Annotated in this window: 21 protein-coding genes; 12 read left to right on the plus strand and 9 right to left on the minus strand. The window is 39.9% G+C overall.

The features are described from left to right. Window positions 1–197: 197 nt before the first annotated feature. From FY557_RS12490 to FY557_RS12515, 7 genes are all read left to right on the plus strand, one after another. Window positions 198–569 (plus strand): SMI1/KNR4 family protein, encoded by a 372-nt coding sequence (locus FY557_RS12490; RefSeq protein WP_149247584.1) that lies wholly within the window; start codon window positions 198–200, stop codon window positions 567–569. Window positions 570–733: 164 nt separating this feature from the next. After that, window positions 734–1114, plus strand: coding sequence for a hypothetical protein (locus FY557_RS12495; protein WP_149247585.1), 381 nt, complete (start codon window positions 734–736; stop codon window positions 1112–1114). A gap of 340 nt (window positions 1115–1454) precedes the next feature. Then, window positions 1455–1625 (plus strand): hypothetical protein, encoded by a 171-nt coding sequence (locus FY557_RS20130; RefSeq protein ID WP_185151719.1) that lies wholly within the window; start codon window positions 1455–1457, stop codon window positions 1623–1625. Window positions 1626–1967: 342 nt separating this feature from the next. Continuing rightward, window positions 1968–2888: a helix-turn-helix transcriptional regulator gene (locus FY557_RS12500; RefSeq protein WP_149247586.1), complete on the plus strand. Its 921-nt coding sequence runs from the start codon at window positions 1968–1970 to the stop codon at window positions 2886–2888. A 49-nt stretch (window positions 2889–2937) separates the two neighbouring features. After that, window positions 2938–3567, plus strand: a complete 630-nt coding sequence (locus FY557_RS12505) for an energy transducer TonB (RefSeq protein WP_228451784.1) — start codon at window positions 2938–2940, stop codon at window positions 3565–3567. A 2-nt stretch (window positions 3568–3569) separates the two neighbouring features. Then, a complete protein-coding gene (locus FY557_RS12510; protein ID WP_149247587.1) occupies window positions 3570–4004 on the plus strand; it encodes a nucleoside deaminase in 435 nt (144 codons plus the stop codon). A 142-nt stretch (window positions 4005–4146) separates the two neighbouring features. Beyond that, window positions 4147–4332, plus strand: a complete 186-nt coding sequence (locus FY557_RS12515) for a hypothetical protein (RefSeq protein WP_149247588.1) — start codon at window positions 4147–4149, stop codon at window positions 4330–4332. Between the two features lie 27 nt (window positions 4333–4359). Here FY557_RS12515 and FY557_RS12520 read toward each other — a convergent pair whose 3' ends face one another. After that, window positions 4360–5118, minus strand: a complete 759-nt coding sequence (locus FY557_RS12520; protein ID WP_149247589.1) for a type III pantothenate kinase — start codon at window positions 5116–5118, stop codon at window positions 4360–4362. A gap of 146 nt (window positions 5119–5264) precedes the next feature. On the opposite strand from FY557_RS12520, the gene FY557_RS12525 reads away from it, so the two are divergent. Next, window positions 5265–5867 (plus strand): hypothetical protein, encoded by a 603-nt coding sequence (locus FY557_RS12525; RefSeq protein WP_149247590.1) that lies wholly within the window; start codon window positions 5265–5267, stop codon window positions 5865–5867. Between the two features lie 305 nt (window positions 5868–6172). On the opposite strand, the gene FY557_RS12530 is transcribed toward FY557_RS12525, so the two are convergent. The 3 genes from FY557_RS12530 to FY557_RS12540 all read right to left on the minus strand — a co-directional run bounded on the left by FY557_RS12530 (window position 6173) and on the right by FY557_RS12540 (window position 10611). Continuing rightward, on the minus strand, window positions 6173–8014 hold the full coding sequence (locus FY557_RS12530; protein WP_149247591.1) for a M1 family metallopeptidase: 1842 nt from the start codon (window positions 8012–8014) through the stop codon (window positions 6173–6175). A gap of 244 nt (window positions 8015–8258) precedes the next feature. Then, window positions 8259–8723: a DinB family protein gene (locus FY557_RS12535; protein WP_149247592.1), complete on the minus strand. Its 465-nt coding sequence runs from the start codon at window positions 8721–8723 to the stop codon at window positions 8259–8261. Window positions 8724–8925: 202 nt separating this feature from the next. After that, window positions 8926–10611, minus strand: a complete 1686-nt coding sequence (locus FY557_RS12540; protein WP_149247593.1) for a DUF6909 family protein — start codon at window positions 10609–10611, stop codon at window positions 8926–8928. 88 nt (window positions 10612–10699) lie between these two features. Here FY557_RS12540 and FY557_RS12545 point away from each other — a divergent pair, with 88 nt between their 5' ends. The 4 genes from FY557_RS12545 to FY557_RS12560 all read left to right on the plus strand — a co-directional run bounded on the left by FY557_RS12545 (window position 10700) and on the right by FY557_RS12560 (window position 16473). Further along, on the plus strand, window positions 10700–10966 hold the full coding sequence (locus FY557_RS12545) for a hypothetical protein (RefSeq protein ID WP_149247594.1): 267 nt from the start codon (window positions 10700–10702) through the stop codon (window positions 10964–10966). A gap of 181 nt (window positions 10967–11147) precedes the next feature. Continuing rightward, window positions 11148–13343, plus strand: a complete 2196-nt coding sequence (locus FY557_RS12550) for a glutamine synthetase III (RefSeq protein ID WP_149247595.1) — start codon at window positions 11148–11150, stop codon at window positions 13341–13343. Window positions 13344–13815: 472 nt separating this feature from the next. Then, window positions 13816–14529: a C40 family peptidase gene (locus tag FY557_RS12555; RefSeq protein ID WP_149247596.1), complete on the plus strand. Its 714-nt coding sequence runs from the start codon at window positions 13816–13818 to the stop codon at window positions 14527–14529. A 171-nt stretch (window positions 14530–14700) separates the two neighbouring features. Further along, complete coding sequence (locus tag FY557_RS12560) at window positions 14701–16473, plus strand: glycosyl hydrolase family 28-related protein (RefSeq protein WP_149247597.1); 1773 nt, start codon at window positions 14701–14703, stop codon at window positions 16471–16473. 98 nt (window positions 16474–16571) lie between these two features. Here FY557_RS12560 and FY557_RS12565 read toward each other — a convergent pair whose 3' ends face one another. The 5 genes from FY557_RS12565 to mreC form a co-directional block, all read right to left on the minus strand. Next, window positions 16572–17153 (minus strand): pentapeptide repeat-containing protein, encoded by a 582-nt coding sequence (locus FY557_RS12565; protein WP_149247598.1) that lies wholly within the window; start codon window positions 17151–17153, stop codon window positions 16572–16574. A 97-nt stretch (window positions 17154–17250) separates the two neighbouring features. Next, window positions 17251–18480 carry a rod shape-determining protein RodA gene (gene rodA / locus FY557_RS12570; protein WP_149247599.1) on the minus strand — a complete coding sequence of 410 codons (1230 nt, stop codon included), beginning with the start codon at window positions 18478–18480 and terminating at the stop codon, window positions 17251–17253. Beyond that, window positions 18477–20516, minus strand: a complete 2040-nt coding sequence (locus FY557_RS12575; protein ID WP_149247600.1) for a penicillin-binding transpeptidase domain-containing protein — start codon at window positions 20514–20516, stop codon at window positions 18477–18479. The genes rodA and FY557_RS12575 overlap by 4 nt, the downstream gene beginning before the upstream one ends. Further along, window positions 20513–21019, minus strand: a complete 507-nt coding sequence (locus FY557_RS12580) for a rod shape-determining protein MreD (protein ID WP_149247601.1) — start codon at window positions 21017–21019, stop codon at window positions 20513–20515. Before FY557_RS12580 ends, FY557_RS12575 begins: the two co-directional genes overlap by 4 nt. Beyond that, entirely contained in the window at window positions 21012–21866 is an 855-nt protein-coding gene (gene mreC, locus FY557_RS12585; RefSeq protein ID WP_149247602.1) for a rod shape-determining protein MreC, read from the minus strand. The genes FY557_RS12580 and mreC overlap by 8 nt, the downstream gene beginning before the upstream one ends. Window positions 21867–21883: the final 17 nt, after the last annotated feature.

Consider the following 21883-nt stretch of genomic DNA (forward strand, 5'->3'; position numbering starts at 1 on the left):
TTTTCAGGAAAAAGCATAAAATTTATGTCTTAAAGTTGTCTTGTCTTAATAAATTCACTTTTGAACTAAAGAAAAAAAATGGAATTTAGTTTACTTAATTGCCGAGACATATTAAACGCTTAATCTCTTACAGTTTTATTACTCATCTGTAATAGAATCATCTTTATCAAAAACTAGAGATCATTAATTAAAACCCCATGGAAATTAAGTTTTTAAAAAAACTGGAAAATAATAGAACTATAAATTGGGATACGATCAAGGGTGTTTCCGAGAGTGAAATTAAGAACGTAGAGAATAGATTTGGAATAAAATTTCCTCTTGCATTTAAAGAATATCTTTATTTGGCTGGCGATTCTTCCGGAGGATTAAGGCTTGCTGACGGGAATGGTTCTTTAGCTGTTTTGACAAAAGATGATGTAAGAAAAAAATTAGAAAAATCTTTGCAGGAATTCCAGATTCCTATAAAAAGGCCGTTTTGGGTTTTTTCGGAAAAGGATGGGTTTCAGCAGTTCTTTTTTATTTATCTCGATGAAAATTCAGAAAATCCCCCTGTCTGGTTTACCACTTGAGGATGAGCCCAATGTAATCATACAACTTAGCGACACCTTCAGTCAGTTTATCGATGATTTAATTGCTCGCTCTATACTTTTTGCTCAGAGAGGATATTAAATTTGTTCAATTTATTTGCTTGCATTTTTGAGAAGAAAAGCAAAATACACGAAAAATTAAAAAAATGATAGATCACCAATCAACAGAATGGCTTTATTACGAACACATTTACAGATGGGCTCTGGATAAAACTGTATATGACGACCCCAAATATGTGGAAATGTTACCCTACGAAGACGAATTTCTTGAATATATTATGAATTGCAGCACTAAAGAATTTATAACTACTTTAATTTATATTTTCAAGAAGGAATATCCTGTAAATTATTCCAATATAAGAGCTGAATTGAGCTGGGATGAGCAAAAAGAAGAATGTATCGAAGGTAAATGTTTCCGTAAGGCTGCTGATATCAAGAGTATTTATTTTATAGAGGATGAAGATTATTACAATCTGAATAAAGTAAGTCTGGAATTTTCCTCTTCACAGCCTGATGCAAAAGACTAGGTAAAACAGGGATTGCTGGGCAAGACCTACCAGGAACAAAATGCTTCCGGAGAAACCGTTTTTTCTTTTCAGGATGAAATTTTACAAACCATAAAAGTTACTGATAAAGGATTGCTGATTCAGCTTAATTCGGATCAGCTCCCGGAACAAACAGATGCCGTCTCCTTGTGAGGCAGTTTTTTTATTACAGAAAAAAAAATTAGGTGTCACCTTTACCTTTATCAGGAAATTTTAAAATAAAAAATAACACGTCAAGTTTTGACGTTTCCCGCTTCTACCTTTGGATTATGAAAACAAAGTAGCACAATAAACCTATCTGAAATTAATACCAAAGAAAAACATGGAAAAACCAAATCACCCATCCGATATATTCTTCAGTGAAGACAATTACACAATTGAATGGATCGACATTGAAAATGCCGAATTAGACGCTGAAAGATATCTTAACGATATCGAAAACTTTTTCCGCCGGGACTTTGAAAACAATATGCCTGAAGAAAAAGTTTCCTGATTAAGTTTCCTGCTCTGCAGCTGTCGGGACCTGATCACCATACCAATACTACTTTAAGGTCTCATCCTTTGAATTACCATTTGCAAAATACCGACAGCCGGAGCAGGTTTTTAATGCAATATGTAAAGCCCGGTTATGGAAAACCGGAAGAGATTATAAACCGACATTATGATGTTCTATTTGCGGTAATACCGACTACCATTGTTAATTTTTTAAACAAAAATAAAATACGACAAGTTTTGTCGCATTAACCTCATATATTTGTGGTATAAACTTTTAGCAATGAAACGCCCGTGTTTCATCCTTATAGACAGACATACGTGGCAACATTAATATTTCAGCATGAAAAAAGACTTTTACCTGACCAGATACGCACTCATTATCAAGAGACTGGAAACTTCACCGGCTGCTTATCCGCAGCTGGAAGAGTATTTGCTTAATTCTTTTGAATTTCAGGATGCCGAGATCAAGAGCTATTCCATCCGTACCCTGCAGCGGGACATCCGGGAGATTGCGAATCTTTTTAATCTTTCCATCCATAACAAGAAAAAAGGCGACAACCGGTATTATATCGAAAGCCGGCCGGTAATGGAAGTGGATGAGTACAACCAGAAACTGCTGGAATCTTTTCAGGTAAGCAACGCTTTAAACCTTCATCCCGATTTTTCAGACCTGATTTTTTTCGAAACCCGAAAACCGACGGGCGTAGAACATTTTTACGATCTCTTCTTTGCCATCCGTAATAAAAGAATCGTCCTGTTTGAACATTACAACTATAAAAACAAGGTAATGTCTTCCCGGAAAGTGCATCCTTTGGCATTAAAGGAATCCAAGGACCGTTGGTATTTGATCGCGGTAGACACCAAGGATAAGATGCTGAAATCTTTCGGGCTCGACCGGATCAACTATCTCGATGTTTCGAAAAACAAGTTCAGGGAAAAATACAAATACAATTTCAGGGAACACTTTAAAAACGCCTTCGGAGTCATGAACCTGGCTGAGCAGCATCCGCAGACTATTGTATTACGGTGCAGCAGGCATCAGGGAGAATATATCAGAAGTTTCCCCCTTCACCAGTCCCAGAAAGAAACCAGGGAAACACCGGAAGAGATCTTTTTTGAATTCTTTCTTCATCCGACGTACGACTTTATGCAGGAAATCCTTTCGTACGGAAAAGAAGTACAGGTCCTGGAACCTAAGATTTTAGTTGAGGAAATCCGCAGGCACCTGCAGGAATCCCTGAACCGTTACCTGGAGGATTAAACTGGTAAGATTGTGATTTTTTTGATTACATTTACATAAATATACCAAAGTGAAGCCTCTCCTTCTGTACTTGTTCTGCTTTATTTCATCGCTCTGTTTTGCACAGCAGACCGAGGAATTCAAACTGATTAAGAATTATTATAACCAGCACCGTTCCATGCTGGGAAAAGAATTCAGGAAAAAGTTCGATGCGGAAACCAATAATTTCCACAAAGCTTCCATTAAACAGGATTACCTGCTTTTTATGGAAAAGATGGACAGCATCGAAAATGTGGCACTTACCGGTGCCTTATTGAAAACAAAAAATCTGGAAGACCTGGATAAATTAAAATTACTCAATAAAACTTTACCTGCAGTGGTTTCACCGTCTCATTCCGTGGTCATCGATAAAGCCGCAGATTATCCCGGCGGAATCAACGAGCTCCGCAAAGAGGTGGCAGATCTTTTTTATCTGGGAGGGGTATATTCCGACACCAAAACCGTAAAAGCCAATGTGGGATTTATTGTGGAAAGAGATGGCCGCGTTACCAACGTGCAGGCAGAAGGTGAGAATTTCACCTTTAACCGGCAGGCGGAAATTGCAGTTTATTCGGTTTCTCAAAAATTCTCTCCGGCCATCGTCGACGGGGATCCCGTCCGGTACCGGTTTAAGCTTCCTTTAACGATGAATATTGAATAGTTATGGTATTTTCCGACGAATATTTTATGAAAATGGCTTTTCAGGAAGCTGAATTAGCTTTTGAAAAAGATGAGGTCCCGATCGGCTGTGTCGTGATTTCCAACAACCGCGTGATTGCAAGAGCACATAATCTCACTGAAACTTTAAACGATGTCACGGCTCATGCCGAAATGCAGGCCATCACCTCAGCCGCTAATTTTTTGGGCGGTAAATATCTGAAGGACTGCACGATGTACGTAACTTTAGAGCCTTGTGTCATGTGTTCCGGGGCATTGGCCTGGGCACAGATTTCAAAGGTCGTTATCGGGGCAAGGGATGAGCAGCGGGGATTTATCAGCAAGCACCTCAGCCTTCATCCGAAAACAGAGATCGTTACAGGAATTATGGAAAACGAATGTTCAGCAGTTGTTAAAGATTTTTTTAAATCGAGGAGATAATTATAATTTTTACCATTAATTTGTTTCATATTGACACCTATTATTTGATGTAATAATAAATATTAAAATTATTTTTAATAAAAATCCCTTTTTATTGATTTAATGATTATATTTGATGAGATTTAAAACTAAAATAATCACTATGAGAAAGTTATCAAGAAAAGAAACGGCAAAAATTAACGGCGGAATCAGACCAGACCAGTGTTTTTATGTAGATCCTAATACAGGGCAAAGAAAGGTTGGATGCAGAAACATGCCTTTCCAGGATGAAAACGGAACCTGGGTATATCCATTAATTGAATGTGAGCCTTGCGGTGGAATCTTATAAAATAAAAAGCGGCCTTAAGGCCGCTTTTTATTTATCTTTCCCCAAAAAATACAATCCTTTCAGAGTATGAAGCCGGTCCATCACATGAATCTTATCGGTAAGCGGTTTGTAAACATGGGAAACGCCGCCTGTCGCTACCACAAAGCAATCATCATTTACTTCATCATTAATCCGGTTGATAAATCCTTCCACCATCCCGAGAAAACCATACACCATCCCGCTCTGCATACAGGTAACAGTATCCAGCCCCAGCACAGTTTTCGGTTTTACGAGTTCGATGCTTGGAAGCTGGGCGGTCTGGCTGATCAGGGAATTTAAGGCCGTTACAATTCCCGGAGCGATAATCACGCCTAATGTTTCTCCATCTTCTGCAACACAGCTTGCCGTAAGTGCAGTCCCGAAATCCAGCACGATTTTTTTCCGGTCGGGATACATATTGTGTGCAGCCACGAGATTGGCATAAATATCCGTTCCCATCTGCTTGGATTTTGCCACAACGCCGGAGGGTGTCGTCCTGTCAACAATTACGGGATCAAGGTCATGAATTTTTTTAATCGCCGCATTCATTACTTTGGTAAGCGGCGGAACTACAGAACCGATGATCACTTTATGGATCTCCTTCGGTTCGATTTTATACGTCTGATACAGCATCGACATCTGAACATACAATTCATCCGGCGTTCTGTATGGTTTTGTATTGATTACCCAGGAAATATCACAATTGTCGCCGTTAAAGAGCCCGAACCGGATGTTGCTGTTGCCTATGTTGATTACGATTGAATTCATGCATCTATTTTAAAAAGACCGAAATCTTATGTTCGTTTTGAAGCGTTAAAATTAATGATTTTAATAAAACGATACTTTATACTTTTACCTTCTATTCAAAAACAATTATTTATATTTAAAAACTGAAATCATTTCAACTGCATCTCATGAAAAAGCTGTTTCTCTTGTTTTTACTTTTTATCGGCCTGAATATACCTGCGCAGACGGCGGCGGCGGCAAAAGAAGTCTTTGAAAAAATTAAAAAGGAATCAAAGATCGACGGCAGCGACCAGACCGTATACAATCTCCTTGACGAGTTTTATGCCAAAACCCTTCAGGCCGAAAATGACGAACTGAATACAGAAACCATAGAAAAAACACAAAAGTTCGTATCAGACCCGGATACGAAGAACCTGCATATCCTGATGCTTTTTCTGATGTACCAACAGCATATCAGCCAGACGGCGGCCGTCGGGAAAACACCGGACGCCGGATTCCAAATGGCAACCATGAAACTGCTGGAAGATGAAATGAGAAATATCTACGGAAAAGTACCGGCTATCGTTTATATTTATAAGTATGAAGCTTTAGAAAGCGGAAATAAAAAAGAAGAAGCAAAGGCTGCAGCTTTACAGGGATTAAAAGAATATCCCGATTCGGTTCCTTTGAAGATGTATGTTTATTTAAGTACGAATGACGAAGCCCTAAAAAACGATCTCCTGAAAAACCATGCCAACCACTGGATGGTAAAACAATTTGGAATTAAGTAAGCTTTGAAAGAAAGTTATAAAAATAATCCCCGGAGAAAAATTTCTCCGGGGATTTAAATATATTATCAGGATTAAATTAACGTAAACCAGACCGTATTTAATTTGTTTCCGGTCGCTTATTGAAATAGAAGATTAGAATTCAAATGGGTAAATCAGGATTTTAAACAGATTTCTTATTTATATAATAACCAACGAGTCCATTTGATACTGCATACCTCTAAAAGTAGTATTGACAAATAAACTTCGGCATCCATCTTCCCTCTTCCAGCCTGTTAATCCCGATTTTACTTCGGGTTCACGTTCAGTTACTTCACTTCAACGAAATTATCACCAGGATTCACATCCGCAAGCCTTTGGCTGATATCAATTCCTATCATCGACAGCTGGGACTTTGTGTACGGAACCGTAATGGTGTATTCCTTCTGTGTCCACGGCCAGTACGGCATCGTTTTGAAATCTCCGAAGGCATCTTTTGTTTTCCAGGTATGCGTCATGTTCATCGGGATCTGGTAATTCACGATCTTTTTATCGGCTGTCATGATGCTGAAATCGATCGGCATCGGAACCTGCCCGTTATTTACCAGAGTAATGGTGGTGGATTTGGCGTCATACTTTATATCCTTGATGCCGTAATCGATGGTTTTGGTGGTATTGATCCAGTAATTCTGGAACCATTTCAGATCCATCCCCGAAACTTTCTGTGCAATATGCAGGAAATCCCTGTCAGAGGGATGTTTCAGCGCCCATTGGTCATAATACTGCTTCAGGGTTTCGGCAAGATTCTGTTCACCCATAATATATCCCAATTCCACCAGGTACAACTCTCCTTTTACATACGAAGCATAGGTATAAGAAGTTCCGTTATCGTGGTGATCGCCCAGCCAGACCGCAGGCTCTTCAATTCCTTTCTTAACGAAATTCCGGTAGGCATTGATCGAATTAAAAAACGGATTCGGAAGTTTTTGGGCCGGCGGAAACAGCTGGTTCATTACATACCCTTCCGCATAGCTGGTAAACCCCTCATCCATCCACGGGCGCATCGGCTCGTTGGTTGCCAGCATCTGCTGATACCAGGAATGAGCGCCTTCATGGGCCATTAGCCCCATCAATCCTTCAATATCTTTGGCTTCTCCTAAAATCATGGTACACATCCCATATTCCATTCCGCCGTCGCCGCCCTGAATAAAGGCATAGGTCGGATATACATATTTTCCGAAATGGGCGTTCATCAGCTGGTAATATTTCGTAAGGTAAGGCTGCGCCTCTTCCCATACTTTTGTCCTGTCATTATTCTGATACACCAGAAAAACTTTCGGGCCCTGCGGGACATCGAAGCTTTTCACAATATAATCCTTATCGGCGGCCCAGGCAAAATCAAGGATATTTTTCGCCGTCCATTTCCAGGTGGCTTTGTTTTTATCGGCTTTTATTTTGGCATTGGCGTCATAACCTTTTACGTCCGCAGGATTTTCAAGGATTCCGCCTGCTCCGATGACATAATCTTTATTGATTTTAATCGTAATGTCAAAATCAGAGAACGGGGCATGAAACTCCCTCCCGATATAATCGAAAGTTGCCCAACCATCGTAATCATATTCCGCAATCTTCGGATACCATTGGGTCATCGTCATATCGACACCTTCCCGGTTGTTCCTTCCGCTTCGTCTGATCTGCTGCGGAATGACGGCATCCCACTCGAGGGTAAAGGTAGTAGATGAATTCGGCTTAACCGGTTCTGCCAGATATACTTTCATCACGGTTTCCTGGATTTCATATTTCAGGGTCTTTCCGTTCTGTTTGATCCAGTGGATGTTTTGTGCCCCTTCCTGGTCTTTAGGAATCGCAGCCAGCCTTGAAACCCCGTCTTTCTGCAATCTGGAATCTCCGTTTTTCCCCTGTCCGGCTACCCGCTGATCCATCATCGATCCAGGCTTAAAGGCATTCCAGTACAGATGGAAATATACCACCTCCAATTCATCCGGCGAGTTGTTTTTATAATCTAAAGTCTGTTTTCCTTCATAAGTAAATTTTTCAGCGTTGACATCAATATCCATCTTGTATTTCGCACTCTGCTGATAATAAGGACCCTGCTGGGCATGAAACTGTGAAATGATAAACGCAAACAGGATTGCAACCGATTTTTTCATTTAAAATTTTATTTTTCTAAAGGTAAGTATTTAAAATAAAAACCTCAAATGTGAAGTTATTATTGAGGTTTTGGATTGGATTAACGTATTTAATTCTCTCGATGATATTGCAGATTTTAACTCAAACATCTGCTCAGTTCTCGATCTGCATCAGATATTTGAACACGGCTATCACAAATCTTTACACTATTTAAACACAAATAAAATTCGTGTTATTTGTGAAGATATTCGTGTAATTTGTGTTTTAGCTCAAAAGCTTCCTGATTAAAGTAATCTGCCCCAGATGATAGTACGCATGCTCAATCATTCCGTCGATATTCCTTAAATAGGTTCCGTATTTTTCATCAACAAAAACTTCATTCATTTTAGCATCGGGCGTCTGCTCCAATAAAACAGCAAATCTCCCGGCATCATTCCAAAGTTTATTCAGTAATGATTCCCACTGCTCCTGCGATTCAACCGGCGGAAAATCAAAACTGTATTGATCCCTGATCTCCAGATTGCCGCCTTCAAAAACCTGAATTAATCCGGCAATGTAATAATCGATATGAAAAGTCAGCATGGCAATGGTATTCAGCGAACCGATTTGTGTTACCGCCTGCTCCCAAGTTACATCAGAAAGCTGATCTTTAAAATTGGTATTGGCGATCCAGACACCATCCAGCAATACTTCACGAAATCTTTTGGCTAATTGTAATACGGTACTCATTGGTTGTAATTTTTTTAAAGATAATTATTTTTCACTATTCGTGAATGACGTATTCGGTTAAGATGGCAGACCAGTTTCTATAAAGGTCATGCATATTTTTATACGCAATCATCCGTGAAAATCTGTATAATCTGTAGGAAATAAAAAAATCCTTCAAGGTTTTAAAAACCTTGAAGGATTATAAATATTTTCAGACTTTAAATTAAGCGAAAAGCTCTTTCTTTGCGCTGCGTAAAATCTTCTCAAGAATTTTTAAGGTAATCAGGTAAGTCGGTTTCACACCGGTTAATCCCAATCCTCCCGATGAAAGCGTGCTTCCGGTTTCCAGCGGATTATCCGAAGCGTAATAAGCGTACATCACAAACAGATCCGGGGTAATGTGGTGTCTGATCTTTGAGGCCACCTGAATGGCTTTCTGGTAGTGGGCACCTTCCATTTCAAGACCGATCGCCTTCCATGAAGTGTTCATAAAATACGAAAGGATATCCCTATTTTGCAGCGAGGTCCCCAGAACGGTAATCATCGGCCCTTCAAAAGCAAGCAGTTCGTCATCTTTAAAATCTTCCAGTTTCAAAGCATTTTCAAAAGGATAGTTATCGGCCGTACCTTCAAAAATATGGGAGGTCGGAATCATGATATCGCCTTTTCCGCCGGCCAGGATTCCCGCTTTCCCCATGATCGATACCGATTTTACTTTCATCATATATACTTCCCCTTTATGTTCGAAAGGCCTCAGCAATTCGTCCATTACTTCAAAAGCCTGCTCCCCGAATGCATAATCGAAAACCATGATCACATCGTCTCCGCCGTATTTGATATCGCTGAAAGGCGTATTTTTAAGATTAGTCTTGCTCAGATCGATGATCTGGACGTCGATATTGCTTCCGCTCTTATCATTGATGTAGATCATTCCTTCATCCAGCGCATATTTGGACACCTTTTCGCGAAGATCCTTCTTATCGGAGATTTCGCCGTACAGCTTATAATCTACTTCTTTGGAATCTTTTTTCTTCAGGGCATCATTCCCGTACAGCATGTTTTTTACCGAGTGCATATTGGCGGAGATGATATGCAATGGACGCATGTGAAGATCGTTTTCATACAGAACCTCCTTCACTTTATGGGCCCACTTTTCACCGAAATAGTGATGCCCCACCCTTTCTCTGAGGATCGAGCTGAAATGAATTTCCCGCTCCCTGGTCTGCTTGGCATCTTCCAGGCTTACTTTCGCCAGGTTGTAGATGATCTTAAACAGACGGTCCGGATTATCGTCGTCCCCAAAAGTATTATATGCCCTTAACGTTTCATCAAACGTCCTTCCTATTAAAGAAGACAGATGGATCAGGGCTACCTCCTTTTCTTTTCTGCTGAATTTCTTTTCGCCTTTTACCACTTCTTCGATGATCTTGAAAGCGCGGGTCGGTTTCCAGTTTTCGTCCTGGGCAAAAGCCAGGTTGCGGATCTTGTCCGCTTCTATAAATAAAAAGGTAAGGTGGGTAAGAATGTCATAAATCTCGGAACGGCCCAAAAGAACTTCAATATTCATCTGGTGCTCGTCGATCCGGTAGCAGTTTCTTCTTCTCTTTTTGGGAACAATCGGTTCGAAACTTCCTTTATCAAACCCTTCATCCGAGGTAAGATGAATAAAAGCACATTCTTCAATGCCTTCCGGAAGCCTGTCCAGCACATACATCAGCCCGTCCAGCTCCAGCTTGCTCGGAATATTCATGCTTCCGTAAATCTCAGGATTAATGGTCTTCAACAAACTTCTGATCGTCTCCCCCGAAACACCGGCAGGTTTAAAAAAACCTCTGTAAAAGAGGTGTCTCATAGAAATATACAATCTTTCAATTGCTTCCGTTGTTTCTCTTGCTCTAGAATTTGTCATAAAATAAATTTCACACAAATATACAAAATCTCCGCCCAACTTTATTTTAAGTAACTTTTAATAAGTCGCTTAACATAATATATAAGGTATGGAACGCAATCCTTTATTTGTTCCGGCAATTAAGTATTCCAATCTTTTAAGCTCCATTACCGCTTTTATCATTCATGACGACCATCCGGCCATTTTCAGGAGCCGGGAACCTGCTTTCCGCTGTATCTTTTTCGCCGCACCAAAGGCCTTCCGGAAAAAGGATGCCGCTGCAATCAGGGCTAAGAGTATAATCCTTTATAAAAAAGCGGACTTTGGTTGCATCAGCCACCGCTTTTATCCTTACATTAAGCAGATATTTACATAAGATTCCTTAAATTTAAATGAAATCGAACTTAAAATTCAAAATCATCCCTATAACCCCTCTCAAAATTTCAAATCTTTGTTTAATTTTTTGTTAAATTTAAACCAACCCCTTAAATTTTTAGGGTAAAAATATTTTTGATTTAATTTTTTCGTAAATTTGCCACGTAAAAATCAAACCTAATATGTCAACTTTAAGATTCAAAGCGTTAGAAACTTTACCATTCAAGGACTTTAGAAGAGATAATTCCGTTGAAGTTCCCGTAAAATTGTCAGAATTATTCTGCCAGAATGTTTTCTCAGAAGAGACGATGAGAGAATATTTAACGAAAGAAGCCTTCACTTCTATTATGGATGCAGTGAAAAAAGGAACCAAAATCCAGAGACACATTGCAGACCAGGTAGCCGTAGCGATGAAAGACTGGGCGATGAGCAAAGGGGTAACCCACTACACGCACTGGTTTCAGCCGCTTACAGGAAGCACTGCCGAAAAGCACGATTCGTTCTTCACCCCGATTGAAGGAGGAAGAGCCATCGAAAGATTCAGCGGAAACCTGTTGATCCAGCAGGAGCCGGATGCATCTTCTTTCCCGAATGGAGGAATCAGAAACACTTTTGAAGCAAGAGGTTACACGGCTTGGGATCCTACTTCCCCGGCGTTTATCATGGGGACCACTTTATGCATCCCCTCGATTTTTATTTCTTATACCGGAGAAACATTGGATTACAAGGCCCCTCTTTTAAGAGCATTGAATGCCGTAGACGAGGCTGCTACCAACGTGATGCAGTATTTCGATAAAAACGTAACCAAAGTAACACCTACGTTAGGCTGGGAACAGGAATATTTCCTGGTTGATTCCGCATTATACCAATCCCGCCCGGACCTTGTATTAACAGGTAAGACCTTATTGGGACATTCCCCTGCCAAAGGACAGCAGTTAGACGACCACTATTTCGGTTCTATTCCTACAAGGGTAATGAACTTCATGAAAGAGCTGGAAATCGAATGCATGAAACTCGGAATCCCGGTGACAACAAGACACAACGAGGTGGCGCCGAACCAGTTTGAGCTGGCCCCGATGTTTGAGGAAGTAAACGTTGCCGTAGACCACAACTCTTTGTTAATGGATGTTATGGCAAGAATCGCCCACAGACACCATTTCCATATTCTTTTCCACGAAAAACCGTTTGCTGGCGTAAACGGAAGCGGAAAGCACAACAACTGGTCTTTAGCGACCGATACCGGGGAAAACCTCTTAAGTCCGGGTAAAAACCCTAAGAAAAACTTACAGTTCTTAACCTTCTTCGTAAACACCATCAAAGCGGTTCACGAATATGCTGATCTTTTAAGAGCAAGTATTGCTTCTGCAAGCAATGACCACCGATTGGGAGCCAACGAAGCGCCGCCTGCCATTATTTCCGTATTTATCGGAAGCCAGCTGTTCAGCGTATTGGAAGAGCTTGAAAAAGTAACCAGCGGAAAACTTTCCCCTGAAGAAAAAACAGAATTAAAACTGAATGTCGTAGGAAAAATCCCTGAAATCTTATTGGACAACACCGATAGAAACAGAACTTCTCCGTTCGCATTTACCGGAAATAAATTCGAGATCAGAGCCGTAGGTTCTTCTGCCAACTGTGCAGAATCCATGACGGTAATGAATACCATCGCAGCGAAACAGTTAAGCGACTTCAAAAAAGAAGTGGATGCTTTAATTGAAACCGGTCTTAAAAAAGACGAAGCGATCTTCAATATATTAAGAGAATACATCAAGCAGTGCAAGAGCATTATGTTTGAAGGAGACGGATATTCCGACGACTGGGCGAAAGAAGCTGAGAAAAGAGGATTGAACAATCTCAAAACAACTCCTGAAGCCCTGAAGCAGGAAATGGATGAAAAATTCCTGGCGCTTTATGAAGAGATGGGAATTTTCACGCACCGTGAAGTTGAGGCCAGAAACGAAATCAAATTAGAAAAATATTCTACCGTTATCGATATTGAGGCAAGAGTATTGAGTGATATCGCAAGAAATCACATCATTCCTTCCGCGCTGAACTATCAGAACAGACTGATCGAGAACGTAAAAGGCCTTAAAGAAATCTTCGGAGAAAACGAATTCAGGTCTTTAGCGAAAGAACAGATGAGCCTGATTACAAATATCTCTGAAAACGTATCTAAAATCAAATTAGGCGTTGAAGATCTGATCAAAGCCAGAGAAGCAGCAAAAGCCGTAACGGAAAGCCAGAAGCAGGCAGAAGAGTACTGTAATACGGTAAAACCTTTATTTGATGTGATCAGAGAAGCTTCTGATGATCTTGAAATGATGGTGGATGACGAGCTTTGGCCGATGACGAAATACAGAGAAATGTTATTTACAAAGTAACATTTGTAAAGTTCCATATTAGTGAAACTCTCCGGCTCCACCGGGGAGTTTTTTTATGGTTTGAAATTAATTCCGTACAAAGAATGTTTTTATGATTTATCGACGATGTTAAGATTCATCCAAAATCAATTCACCAACTTCAAATAGTAGAATTAAATTATTTAATACAGCTTGTAATCAATTGTTTATTAACAGATATTATAAGCCCTTTTTTTGAAATAAACCTTTTGCAAAGTCTTATTCCAACGAATCTGAGGAAAATTTTGTTAAAGAATCTTAATAAAAAAAACCGCAGGCCCACCTAAAACAGGCGGCTGCGGTTTATTTTTCTTTAACATACTTAAAAAATATGTTAAAATGTGTTAAATAAAGAACCTGACAATTGTCATATCAAGGTGCTTTTATACGGATTCTATATTTTTGTATTGCTTTTGAAAATATAATATCCTTTTAACACGGTAATCAAATATATATGAAGAAAAGAGTTTTGTTTTATCTAGTTGCTTTCGTTTCTACAGTATCGTTACAATCTTGTGTTACCAACTACGTCGTTTCAAAACCAGCAACTTACGCAAAAGAGTACAAAACAGATGCCAAACTAGCTTCTTTCGAAACAAACAAAATGGAACAGGATAAGCAGAAACTTATCAACTCCTTCCTGGCGGAAAAAGCAGCTACCCTGGTAAAGGCAAGAAATTCTATTAAAAATTCCGAGATTGCAAAAGCAATCAAACACAATACCACCATCGACAACATTTTAACGGAAGCTCAGACCTATATCGGTACGCCTTACCGTTACGGAGGAATGACAAGAAACGGAATCGACTGTTCAGCTTTCGTTCTTTCCGTTTTCGGAGCTGCTGCAGGACTCAGTTTACCAAGAGTTGCTGCGTCCCAATCTGAAGAAGGAGAAAAAATAGACAAAGAAAACCTTCAGAAAGGAGATCTTATTTTCTTTTCTCACGGAAGAAGAATTTCACACGTAGGTATCGTGGAAAGTGTAGATGAAAACGGGGAAATAAAATTCATTCATGCCGCGACATCGAAAGGGGTCATGATTTCTTCACTAAATGATTCGTACTGGGGACCAAAATACAGGTTCGGAAAAAGAATCATCAACGAGAACGGGGAAGCCTATAACAACCTGGCAACAATGACTCCCGCTTCCAACGGAACAAGTTTTTAATTTTAAATAATTGATTTAAATAATGAAACCATCAGATGCTGATGGTTTTTTTATTTTTAATAATAATCGTAAGTTTTAATATAATACGACGAGTTTTGACGTACCACCCTATTACTTTTGAATTCAGAAACTTCTTGCAAGAGTTTAAAGAATTATATTAAAATTAAAAAAATGAATACAATTGAATTGAATGATCCTTATACAGGAGAGTGGACTGTTTTTGAAGAGGCAGTATATACATATGACGGTGAACTTATCAGTACTATTGGAACTGATGGAATAATTTACAAAAATATTGATGGTAAATATTATAGAAGAGTACTTCCAAATGACTATATAAATGTAAAATGGTTTGGAGCCAAAGGCGATGGTTCTACTGATGATACAGCAGCTGCGCAGGATGCAGCAGAAATAAATAAGAATATTTATTTTCCTGAAGGAACATATTTAATTAATGTTATACTGAAAGACAAAATCATTTTATCCGGCGCAGGTACTTCGAAGACTTGTCTAAAGCCGTTTGATATAACAAAGGCCACTATATTATACCAAGGTAAAGGTCCATTCTGGACATACGGAACGGAGTTTTCCAATTTTACATTAATGGGAAAAAATAAAACAGGCATTGGATTTTCTTTTTCAAAAAGTCATGAAAACGAATATGCAAAATATGATGAATATTCTGGAAATGTTGTTTTTAGAAACGTATATTTTAAAGATTTAGAAAAAGGAATTCAAGCTTTGTTTGGAAATATTGGTGTCGAATTTTATTCTACGGGATTTAATTCTAATAAATATGGCGCCTATTTCATTGATAATAAATTTAAAGCAATGGGTGGAGGTGATGTTATGCATGCCGGGAATAAATATTTCTTTGGCGGAGAATTCTCATCCAATGAAATTGGAATTTATATACACAACCGTACAGATGGTTTTGGTGGCATTACTTTTAATAATGTAATATTTCAGCTTAATAACATCGCTACTTATATTAATACAGATAATATATTTTTACCTGTAGTTTTTAATTCCTGCTGGAATGAAGCTAACGGGCAAATCTTTTCCGGCAGCCAAATCTCCATTGACAGCTGGAATAACTCGACTAAAAACTCTACCCTGATTAATCCTCATTCTCATATTTTCGAAGGGGAAAATTCAGTATACTCTGTTAATAACGGAAGGTTAACTGACGTTTATATTAATGGAAGCAATATAACATTAAATGCTGTTGATTGCTCTGTAGAGGCAGATCCCGGCGTATTAGGAGCACCTTCAACGGTATTGGGAAATAACAGCAATATTTTACTTCGTAATCCTACAACCGTAAAAGGTTTGCCTACCACTGAAAATATTTATGTTGTTGACAATTTTAACTTCGATAAATTAGCTGCTGTAGATAACAATTCTTATAATGCTGTAGCCAGAAGTGCCATTCTTCTTCCAAGAATTGGTAAAACTTCTAATTACATAAATAAAATCAATTCCATTTCACTTGAAAGCATAGAAAAATTCGGAGGCGGAACTTTTAATAATATAGACGGCCAGATTATATCCGATTCACGACTTTTTAGCAGTTCGAATAAGTTTATAATTCCATTTACTTCAAGTAATCAATATGTAAAACTTATAAACAGTGATGTCAATACTGTTAAAAAAGGCTGGTACATTATTACTTTTGATATAAAGATATTACAAGGTAATCCTGCTTTCTTTCTTTGGAATCGGGATAACTTTCAACTCAGCCAATTTCAATCTTCCGCTAAGAACATATGGCAGACTATTGGTTCCTGCGCCTATGTTGATAATGATTCAGCGGATTCATTTTATCTGGATGTATCTGATAAGACTACTACAGAGTTTCTGCTTTCTGCTTATCAAGTTTTAAGATTTGACACTTCAGCCGAAGCAAGATCCTATATGGAATCTAAGAATTTTGCTGTGTAAATTATATAAGAAGTAAAATCATTGACTTAATGATTTTACTTCTTTTTATAATAGCCATACGACTTTCTTCCTTAATCTTTTCTCTTCCGGCCCACCAATCAGCTATTCCTGTCAATTTCAATATTTAAATGACAGAGAAGACCATGAACTTCAGAAAGCGAAAATCTGGCCTGTTTCAGCCTGTTTAACGAGGGATTAATAGAATAACGGACCGAAGTCCTGAAATCCGCTTTTTCGAGGTTGGTACGGTCGAAAACTGCTCCTGAAAAATCGCAGCCGGAAAAGACGGCATTGGATAAATCGGCTTCTGAAAAATCGACGTCCGTTAACCTGGAATTTTTAAAGCGTATTTTCTGCAGGGAAGTTTTATAGAAAACAGCATTGTTAAGCAGGCAGTCTTCGAATTGAAAAGACAGTCCAAATTCATTGCAGTCATTAAACTGCAATCCGAACATCTTGCATTCTTTGAAAACCACTTTCCGGAAAGCCGCAGACACCAGCTTCACCAGACTCAGATTACATCCGGTGAATTCACAATCGTTAAAACTACATCGGGAAAGATCCGCATATTCAAAATTACAGTTCCGGAATATACAGTTTTCATATTCTCCTATGGTAAAAGGCTCGAGTGTAAAGTCCTTGTTTTCGAAATACTGATCTGAGAAATAGTTGTCTGTCATTAGTATTTTGGGAATATGTTAAGGTTAGGTTGAGCTTTCCCGGTAACAGATATCCGGATTATAAACTTCCGGCATCCATCATCCCGCTTCCAGCCATCTATACCAGACTGTTCTTATCCGAATAATTCAGTTTAAAAAAGATAAAAGTCATCATCGAAAAGGCCAGCAGTGAACTCCCTCCGTAACTGAAATACGGCAGTGGAATCCCTACTGTCGGAAAAAGCCCCATGACCATCCCTAAATTGATCGTAAAGTGCATCAGAAGGATTGAGGCAAAGCAATATCCGAATACACGATTAAAGCCCGATTTCTGCTGTTCTGCTAGATAGTAGATCCGTCCGATGTAAATCATATAACAAAGGATTAAAACGGCACTTCCTACAAAGCCCCACTCTTCACCCACCGTACAGAAAATATAGTCGGTTTCCTGTTCCGGAACGAATTTTCCCTGGGTGACGGAACCTTCCCGGTAGCCTTTGCCCCAAAGTCCTCCGGAACCGATGGCCGTTTTAGAATACAGCAAGTTATAACCCGACGTATCCCGGAATGCCTTTTCCCCTTTAAAAAGAACCTCGATTCTTTCGCGTTGGTGCTTAGGCAGTTTTTCTAGAATATAAGGCGAACCGAAAGCCAGTCCGCATAAAAGGATCACAGAACCGGCAATGCTTGAAATGGAGATAACGTTCCAGGACATTTTGTAATAATTCATCACGATATATCCGCCGACAATCACAATAATGGCAAGCGCAACCCAGATCGGATCCACTGCCAGTGAAATCAGGAATACGCCGGCAAATAAAAACCCGACCCCGAACAACATTCCGCTTAGGCCTTCACGGTATAATGCAATGAAGAATGCGATGAAGACCAGCATTGAGCCTACATCGGGAATGGCCAGTACCACCACTGCCGGAACCCCTATGATGGCCAGTGTTGTCAGTAAGGATTTTCTGTTTTTGAGATTGAATTCCGGCCCGGAAACGTAGTTAGCCAGCATCAGTGCTGTTCCTATCTTGGCAAACTCCACCGGCTGCATCGTAAAGCTCCCGAATTTGTACCAGTTTTTCTGTCCGAGAATTTCTTTACCAAACGGAAAGAGTCCGACTAAAAGCAGCACCCCACCAATGTAAATAATCCCCGACATGTTTTCAAAGAACTTGCTTCTTCCGACAAAAATGATCAATCCTACAAATACGGAAATCCCGAAAAACATCAATTGTTTTTCGCCAAGCTTCTGATCTACACTGTAAATATTTGCGATGGCAAAAGCACAAAGCAGGAAATACAGGCCGAGACCCAATTTATCTATCCCTTCTGCCCATTTCATTGCTTAACCGTTTTTGTATTTTTAGGATTCTTCTTCTCTTCGTCTGTTTTTTTCTTCAGCTTTTCCTTTTGCTCTTTTACCAGCTTCAGGCTGTCCTGAATTCTCTTTTGTTTCATGGAATCTTCACTGGGCTTATACAGGCCTTTGCGCTTCAGGTCGGCAATCCACTGCCTTTTGTATTCGGGCATAAAACTGGAGGTAACCATTTTTTTGTAAAGGAAATCACGTTTTACATCACCGGTGATATACTTCTCTGCAATCACCGTTGCGGCAGGGCCTGCCCAGGTAGCACCGAATCCCGCATGCTCCATAACAGCCGCCACAACGATTTTTGGTTTGTCGGCAGGAGCAATCAGTACAAAAATAGAGTTATCCTTTCCTTGCGGAACCTGCGCCGTACCGGTTTTGGCCAATTGGGTAAAATCACTTGACTTTAAGCCGTGTGCCGTACCTCTGAGTACCACCGCTTCCATTCCCCTTAGAACCGGATCGAAATGTTTTTTGTCGACCAGTGTATAATGTTTTTTCTTGAATCTCGGATCCGGATTCGGCTTTCCGTCGATTCCTTTCACAATATGCGGCGTATAATACCAGCCTTTGTTGGCAATGGCAGAAACATAATTGGCCAGCTGAAGCGGCGTTACCAGAACGTCCCCTTGTCCCATCCCGTTGTAGATAGCTCCGGTAGACATTTCGTCCCAGTTTGTGAAATCGGTCCTTTTGGAACCGCTGGCTTTGATCATCGCCTTAAATCTTTTCTCGTAGAAATCTCCGGAAGGAATCCTGCCTCTTGCGCCTACTGCAAAATCATTATTCAGGAATTCGCCGACCCCAAAACTGCTCATAATTTTCTTCCATTCATCTACGCCTCTGGAAGGATTTAAAGGATATTTTTTAAGAATGGCAATAAAAGCATAGGTGAAGAAGCAGTTGCTGGAAACCTGAATCGAAGGGATCAGCGGATCTGCCCCGCCATGGCCTTTAATTCGTTTACCTTTATAATAAAATCCGCCGCCGCACGGGAAAATCGTATTTTCATCCATCACCCCCATCTGCATGGCTGCTAAAGCCGTCAGCAATTTAAAAGTAGATCCCGGCGGATAAGCCGCCTGCAACGATCTATCGAAAGTCGGTTTATTCTCGTAGATGGTATCTTTTGATAAAGCGTATAAATTTCTTGATTTGTTAGGGCCTGTGAATAAGTTCGGATCGATATCGGGGCCTGTCGCTGCAACCAGCACTTCTCCGTTATTCGGGTCTATGGCTACAATGGCGCCATGCTTATTCACCAGCATTTCTTCCGCCATCCGCTGAAGGTCGTAATCGATCGTCAGGGTAATGTCTTTTCCGGTAATCACGTCTTTATCCAGCGATCCGTTTTTATAAGGTCCGACATTCCGGAGACGGATGTCTTTCTGGATGTACTTCATTCCTTTTACGCCGCGGAGCTCCTTTTCATAAGCCTTTTCGATTCCTGTTTTCCCGATAAAATCTCCCGGTAAATAATAGGCTGAGTCTTTTTTAATTTCCCGTTCGTTTACTTCACTGGTGTATCCCAAAAGGTTTCCGGAAGTAGACACTTCATACTGGCGCTGAGGCCTGGAAACAATACTGAACGCAGGATATTTGAATATAATTTCCTGAACCCTCGCAATATCTTCCCGGCTCAGGTTTTTCATAAACGTCATCGGAGTCAGCTTGGAATAGTATTTTTCCTTTTTAATATTCTCGATGGTCCTGATAAAATCATTTTTCGATATTTTCATCAGGTTACAGAAGCCTATCGTATCGAAATCCGGTCTCATCAGCGCCTGAGTGAAAGAAATTTCATAGGCGGGCTGGTTTCCTACCAGGATTTTCCCGTTCCGGTCGAAAATGACCCCCCGCTGCGGAATGACATATTCAATTTTAATGGATGTATTGGCTGCATTAAGGGCATACCGGTCTGTAAAAAGCTGTAAATAAGCAATTCTCGCTATGAAAATCAGGGCGAGAACAATGAGAACGGAAAATATTTTTAAATAACGTGTGTTCAAACTTTCTGTTTGATTTTAAATATTAATGCGTAGATAATAATAAATACAAATGAAATTCCACTGGTTACCAATACATTAAGCAATATATCAAAAAATCTGCTCAGCTTAAAGAACTCGATATACTGTACCAAAAGCTGGTGTAAGAAGATGCTCGAAAATAAAAAGAGCAAAAACTGCGCCCATTGAAGGGACTGAAAGGAAAAGAAATCGGTGGAAGTATCAGTGGAAGTCCTGAAAATCAAAGTCCTGAAATAGGCGATAAGAGTGGTTGCAAACGCATTGATTCCCCATGTCCCAAGAAAACCATCTACCGCAAGTCCGATTAAAAAACTTAAAGCCAGAAACTGGAATCTGTTTCTGAAAAAAGGATAGAACATGACGAATACAGGATACAGCACCGGCGTATACTTTCCGAAGATCGTGATCCTGTTCAGCACAAAAATCTGTAATGCCACCAGGAAAATCATAATCAATATGTCCGTAAATAGAGTCCTGCTAATCATTTTCCTTTTTTATTACAGCCTGCATGGTATCCTGAATTTTCTGAACTTCAGCTTTTTTCAGGTTTTTCACTACGTACACTTTACTCAATGCTCCCATCTTTTCACTAAGCTCCACGGAAATATCCCAGAAGCCTGTTTTATTGTCAACGGAATAACCCGCAATGGTCCCGATCATCACGCCTTTCGGAAAGATGGCGGATTTACCGTCTGTTACTACGGTATCCCCTACTTTAAGGGCAACATATTTGGGAATATCTGCCAGATGCATGACCCTGGAATTTTCTCCGGTCCAGGTAAGCGTTCCGAAATAACCCGAATTTTTTAAAGCGGCATTGATCCTTATTTTATTAACACTTAAAACCGACTGTACCAATGCATAACTATCGGTAGAGTTGATAACGATCCCTGCTATGCCTTTCGGAGCCATAACACCCATCTGCGGAAATACACCGTCGCGCCGCCCTCTGTTGATCGTAAAATAATTGTTTCTTCTGTTGATGCTGTTGAAGACGATTTCCCCATCTACAAAAGTATAGATCTGGCCACCGCCCAGGGTATCATGAACTTTCCTGAACATAGGATTTTTAGCTCCCTGTTTTCCATAAAGTTCCACCATCAGCGCCTGATTTTGGGTCACAAGGTCTTCGTTGATCTGTTTTAGCTTAAGATAGGAAACCCCTTCGTCTATATAGCCGGACACCCATGAATTAAGCGCAGCCGACTGGCCCGCAATCCAGGATTGCTGCATGGCATTTTTAGAGAATATCAGAACAAGAGCAATGATTTGCAGAAATATAAAGAAGACAAAAAGTGCATTCTTTGAAAATAATCTCAGCAAAAATCCCATTCAGATGTGTTTCGTAA

Source organism: Chryseobacterium sp. SN22, assembly GCF_008329705.1.
In the GTDB taxonomy this organism is placed as follows: Bacteria; Bacteroidota; Bacteroidia; order Flavobacteriales; family Weeksellaceae; genus Chryseobacterium.